This is a genomic window from Candidatus Methylobacter favarea, assembly GCF_902806695.1.
GTDB lineage: Bacteria > Pseudomonadota > Gammaproteobacteria > Methylococcales > Methylomonadaceae > Methylobacter_B > Methylobacter_B favarea.
Genome location: NZ_CADCXN010000031.1, coordinates 1 through 3,225, shown reverse-complemented (window position 1 = coordinate 3,225; position 3,225 = coordinate 1). Strand labels below are relative to the sequence as shown.

Annotated in this window: 4 protein-coding genes and 1 pseudogene; 3 read left to right on the top strand and 2 right to left on the bottom strand. The window is 42.1% G+C overall.

What is annotated here, in order from left to right; genetic code table 11:
* Positions 1 to 115 (top strand): annotated as a pseudogene (locus HUX64_RS19540) (IS1 family transposase); the annotation flags it as partial.
* A gap of 131 nt (positions 116 to 246) precedes the next feature.
* Here the strand turns inward: HUX64_RS19540 and HUX64_RS02735 are convergent.
* The gene (locus HUX64_RS02735; protein WP_174624709.1) at positions 247 to 891 is read right to left on the bottom strand and encodes a response regulator; all 645 of its coding nucleotides are present in this window, start codon (positions 889 to 891) and stop codon (positions 247 to 249) included.
* Between the two features lie 219 nt (positions 892 to 1,110).
* On the opposite strand from HUX64_RS02735, the gene HUX64_RS02730 reads away from it, so the two are divergent.
* The gene (locus tag HUX64_RS02730; protein ID WP_246246882.1) at positions 1,111 to 1,911 is read left to right on the top strand and encodes a motility protein A; all 801 of its coding nucleotides are present in this window, start codon (positions 1,111 to 1,113) and stop codon (positions 1,909 to 1,911) included.
* A 73-nt stretch (positions 1,912 to 1,984) separates the two neighbouring features.
* On the top strand, positions 1,985 to 2,926 hold the full coding sequence (locus HUX64_RS02725; RefSeq protein ID WP_174624708.1) for an OmpA family protein: 942 nt from the start codon (positions 1,985 to 1,987) through the stop codon (positions 2,924 to 2,926).
* A gap of 89 nt (positions 2,927 to 3,015) precedes the next feature.
* Here the strand turns inward: HUX64_RS02725 and HUX64_RS19120 are convergent.
* A partial coding sequence (locus tag HUX64_RS19120) for a hypothetical protein (RefSeq protein ID WP_217426415.1) occupies positions 3,016 to 3,225 on the bottom strand: 210 nt, incomplete at its 5' end.

The following is a 3,225-nucleotide window of genomic DNA, read 5'->3' as shown; positions in this document are numbered from 1 at the left end:
TTTCCTTGCCAGGTTGCGCCGCAAGTCAAAATGCTACAGCAAGTGCCAAAAGATGTTGGAATATTCCGTAAGGCTTCTGATGGCTAAAAGAAATAATGAGATTATCTATAGTTAATTAGCAATACCTCCCTAAAATGTTTGCCCCTTATCATCTGTTAATTCCGCTCTATTTGGCATTGCCAATGAAAAGGGCAAAATTCTTAGCTTCATCGAGAGAAATGTCAACAGAACCTAGGGCTTCTATTGCTAAATCAAAGCATTATCAATGTGCTGAAATTTAACAGCTAGACGGGTTAATTCAACATCGTTTTTGATTTGTAATTTCTCATAAAGACGGTAGCGATAGGTGTTTACCGTCTTGTCGCTCAACATCAACATTTTCGCCATCTCCTTGATGGTTTTTCCCTGAAGAATTAAAGTGACTACTTCAGCCTCCCTTTGAGAAAGTTTTGAAAAAGGTGATTCATGACTTCCTGGCAAGCCCTGAAAAGCAAGATTATTGGCCACATCTGAACAGAGATAACGCTTACCAGCCCTCGCCATTTTGATGGCCTGCATCATTTCATTCAGCGGTGAGCTTTTAGAAATAAAGCCTAAAACCCCGAGTTTAAACAACTGATAAGGGACTGGACCATCATTATGAACAGATAAAGCAATGATTTTTATCGCAGGATTACGTTGCAAAATCCTGCGGCAAGCTTCCATGCCTCCTATTCCCGGCATATTGATATCCATCATCACCACATCCGCCGCTATTTTACCCACCGCATAAATAGCTTCTTCACCGGATTTGGCCACCCCAACTACGCGGATGTCCTCGGCGGCATTCAACAATGCCTCAATGCCGGTTCGCACCAACTCATGATCATCAACAAGCAGAACAGTAATCATATTATTTTATTTTTTGCAGCATTAAATCAATTCGTTAAAGAAAAGTACTTTATGTGATACCTATTACAGCCATATTAATCTCTGTTAATAACTATAGTAGATAGCCTCGTTCGTGCTGATTAATAATTCTAACCTCAAGTAATTAAGGCTTTATTAATGCGATTCCTTTTTACCTGCACAAGCCGCTTGTTCTGCTATTATTTCAGGATGAAAAATAATATGGCATTTATAAAAAGTTTCCCGAAAAAAGTGAATTACTCAACTGCCGCAGGTGTTTTGTTGAGCCTGCTGCTGTTTCTTTTTATTATTGTATTTGCCGCAAACGATCCTTTTTCCTTTCTTAACCCGACCGGGTTTTGTATTGTAATAGGCGGTACAGTAGCGGCGATTTTTTTAAGCTATCCCTTAAGAGATATCAAACACGGCTTGAAGTCAATCAGGCTTATTATCTTTTATGAAAGCCTGAATCCTCAAAAGGAAGCCGATGAAATTATTGCGGTATCCCAGATGTGGTTTCAAAGAGATACCCTGGCAATCGAGAATGTTATCGATAACATTAACAATCCTTATCTGAAAACAGGATTTCAACTGGTCGTGGATAACACGCCCATTGAGGACATATTGTCCTTGCTTAAATGGCGTATCGCGCGCTTAAGAGCCAAAGAAAAAGCCGAAGCCAATATTTTCCATAGCCTCGCCTCCTATTCGCCTGCATTTGGCATGTTGGGCACGCTGATAAGCTTGATAAACCTGCTGCAAGTCATTGCACTCAAGGATATTGGCGGCATCAGCTTTAATATGGGAGTGGCCCTCATTACCACCTTTTACGGTCTGATCATGGCCAACCTTATTTTTAGCCCCATTGCCATAAAACTGGAGCGACGAACAGAGCAGCGCATCATGATCATGAGCATGGTTATGGAAGGCATTACGTTGATAGCCGAGCGGCGTAATCCGTCATTTATCCGGGAGACGCTCAAGTCGTTCATTATTCACTATGATAATGAATTAAGAGACTGAAGATGGAAAACCCCCACGTCCGCTGATTAAGGCCATTTTGAACTTAAGCGGGTTAGTAAACGGGTATTAATATATGAGCAAGGATCCCTTTTCCAAGCTACAGTCTTCGTTATCTTTCGGTGACTTGCTTGATCAGCCGGCTAGTCACCCTTCACAAAACTGGCTGTTAAGTTATCTTGATGTATTTGTGCTGATCGTCATGCTGGTAATAGTGCTGATTTCTTTAAGTGATTTTAAAGCAGAACAGAAGCAGGTAATTAACAAACGGCAAACCGAGAAAATCCCTGCCAAAATTCAATACAATCCGGTACCTGCCGTATGCAAGCCTGCCCGGAAAGTTAATGCGCCTGAAAATAAGGTCGAGGTCAAAAAAACCATTCCTGGCTATCAAACAGAAGCACAACAAGGCAATGCCCCTGGCCCAGCCGCTAAAGAAATTTCTGACATAAAACCTGTAACTGAATCCGAGACTGAGAATCCGCCGGTAGCGAATTCTCTTCCAGAACTGCCGGCTGTTAAACAACTGGAACAACAATCACAACCAATAACGCCGGTTCCCAAACCGGTGGATGAAAATGAATTACAGCAGCAACTATTAAAAAAAATTAATGAGTTTGGTCTCAAGGACACGGTAAACGTAAAAGTTAAACAAGGCTATGCCGAACTTGAGATTCAGGATAAAGTTCTCTTCAAGTCCTCTGATGCCGCTCTGACAACTGAGGGGAAAGTATTATTGCAACGTCTTTCGCCTTTATTAAAACAGGCGCTAGGTCTGATCCTGATAGAAGGGCATACCGATAACCGTCCGATTAATACGTCCCAATTTCCCTCAAATTGGGAGCTTGGTTCATCACGGGCTACCAGTGTTCTGCATTTTCTAACCTCACAGCAATTAGAGAGCAGCCGCTTGAGGGCTATCACCTATGCTGATACCATGCCTGTTGCCGATAATTCAACTTCCGAAGGAAGAGAAAAAAATCGCCGGGTTAATATTGTAATAAAAGTTTCAAACTAAGGTTTCTGCAGTATTTTCTTAACACCTTGAATAGCCAGGATTTTATAGTAATAAAAGCGGTGGCCTTTTATAATAATTCTCACTTGTTCTTAAAAGGATCCCGGATTAATGGTATCCAGAAACAATAAGCGCCGACATTTGCGGCTGTTGCATCGTGCAAAAGTCAAATTAAGCGGGGAGTCGCTATTTTTGCGAAAGCTTTTATGAGCATCCCTGCCCAACAAGCGGCAAAAATTACGCGACCGCTCATGCCGGCGGCGGCCCCAGCCGTCCTGCTTCACTCGTTGCATACTCAGCAA